3 protein-coding genes and 1 rRNA gene are annotated in these 1,625 nt (G+C 45.4%); all 4 read left to right on the top strand.

The features are described from left to right. Positions 1-73, top strand: a 5S ribosomal RNA gene (gene rrf, locus BM056_RS27840); the annotation flags it as partial. 217 nt (positions 74-290) lie between these two features. Beyond that, complete coding sequence (locus BM056_RS26515) at positions 291-464, top strand: YrzR-like zinc ribbon domain (RefSeq protein WP_165613728.1); 174 nt, start codon at positions 291-293, stop codon at positions 462-464. Between the two features lie 15 nt (positions 465-479). After that, on the top strand, positions 480-692 hold the full coding sequence (locus tag BM056_RS25495; RefSeq protein ID WP_092476352.1) for a hypothetical protein: 213 nt from the start codon (positions 480-482) through the stop codon (positions 690-692). A gap of 48 nt (positions 693-740) precedes the next feature. After that, a partial coding sequence (locus BM056_RS25490) for an AI-2E family transporter (protein WP_092476349.1) occupies positions 741-1,625 on the top strand: 885 nt, incomplete at its 3' end.

Raw genomic sequence — 1,625 nt, 5'->3', positions numbered from 1 at the left:
GAACACGGAAGTTAAGCTCTTCAGGGCCGATGGTACTTGGGCTTGTCCTTGGGAGAGTAGGTCGTTGCCGGACTTGATTTTAAAGAGCTCTTGGAAAAAATCCAAGGGCTCTTTTATACTTTTGATAATCACCCTCACAAACCTTTCCCGAATATGTCCATGTAGACCTGGATTGTTGCATAATTAATTTCCGGCGATTGCTTTTACGAACATTATAGAGCATAGCATTAATGAGCCGGAAAATGGGCATAATTTTTGTAAAGATTATGTATGCAGGGGGGTAGAACAGGTTGCACTGCCCGATTTGCGGCGGCAAGGCCACCGGCAAGGTTGGCGTTGATCAGTATTATTGCTGGGATTGCTGTGTTGAATACCGGAAGAACAAAGAAGGGGTAAGTATATTTGAAGTAGGCGAGGACGGAAGTCTGGTTGCTTTTGACCCTCAAAACGAATCTCTTTTGTAACAGGGGTGATATATTTTGAAACGGGCCTTTTGGCGAGGCATGATCACAGGCAGCGTATTAGGTGTGCTGATGTCGATGATGAAGAAACCGCAAAAAAAATTAACCGGGATACCTTATTTAAAAGCTAACCTCAAGGCAAATCTGCGGCGAAAAAATTCCCGCCGGGCCACTGACCGCATGATCAGGGGCGTATCTCGAACGGTAAGCGGAATCATTGGAAAGAAATAATAAAGAGTGGGGGCTATGACCTCACTTTTTTACTTGGTGGTGTGAATTTTGGCCAGGTGGGACTGGAAAAAGAATTACCGCATTATGCTGATGATTATGCTGGTAGCAGTGATACTTTATTTTTTTTACCTGATACGTGGTATTTTTTTGTCCCTTCTGTTGGCCATCGTGCTTGCTTATCTATTGCACCCGATGATCCGTACGGTTGAAAGCAGGGGCACTCCCCGCACGATTTCCATATTAATTGTATATGCGGCGATGCTTATAGTTGTTGCCAGTTTGCTGCTGTTTGGCATGCCGCATATAATCGAGCAGCTAGATATGATGGCCGATGTTGTCCCTGATTACGCTACCCAAATACAGGAGTTTACTGACTCGATTCAAGTTGAGTATGCCCGGGCCGGCATTCCCGATGCTTTACGCAAAATCATTGACCAGCGTATTACCTGGCTGGAGCAGCTCCTGGTTAAACAGGCCGAACGTGTCGTTCAAGTGATGCTTAGTTTGGCAGGTTATATTTTTAATATTATCCTGGCGCCCATTATTGCTTATTACCTGCTGAAAGATGCTGAAATTTACATAGATAGGGCAGTTAATTTTATTCCCGTCCAAAGGCGCGAGGAAGTGTTGCAGTTGGGAAGGGAAATAAGCCGGATAATTGATAGCTTTGTCAGGGGTTACCTGCTGGTAAGCGTGATTACCGGATTAATGACCGGTCTGGCGATGGCGGCCCTGGGTATGGAATTGGCCCTTATGCTGGCCATATTTGCGGGCTTAACCAACCTTATCCCATACTTTGGGCCGTTTATAGGGGCTGTCCCCGCCATAACGCTGGCTATGCTGGTTTCCAAGTGGATGGTAATAAAAGTTATACTGGCTTTTATCATTATTCAGCAGCTTGAAGCAAGCGTAATTTCGCCTAAAATTCTGGGA

The sequence above is a fragment of the Desulfotruncus arcticus DSM 17038 genome (genome assembly GCF_900113335.1).
In the GTDB taxonomy this organism is placed as follows: domain Bacteria; phylum Bacillota; class Desulfotomaculia; order Desulfotomaculales; family Desulfallaceae; genus Desulfotruncus; species Desulfotruncus arcticus.
Note: the sequence above shows the minus strand (reverse complement) of the source record. Positions and strands in the feature narration are given on the sequence as shown.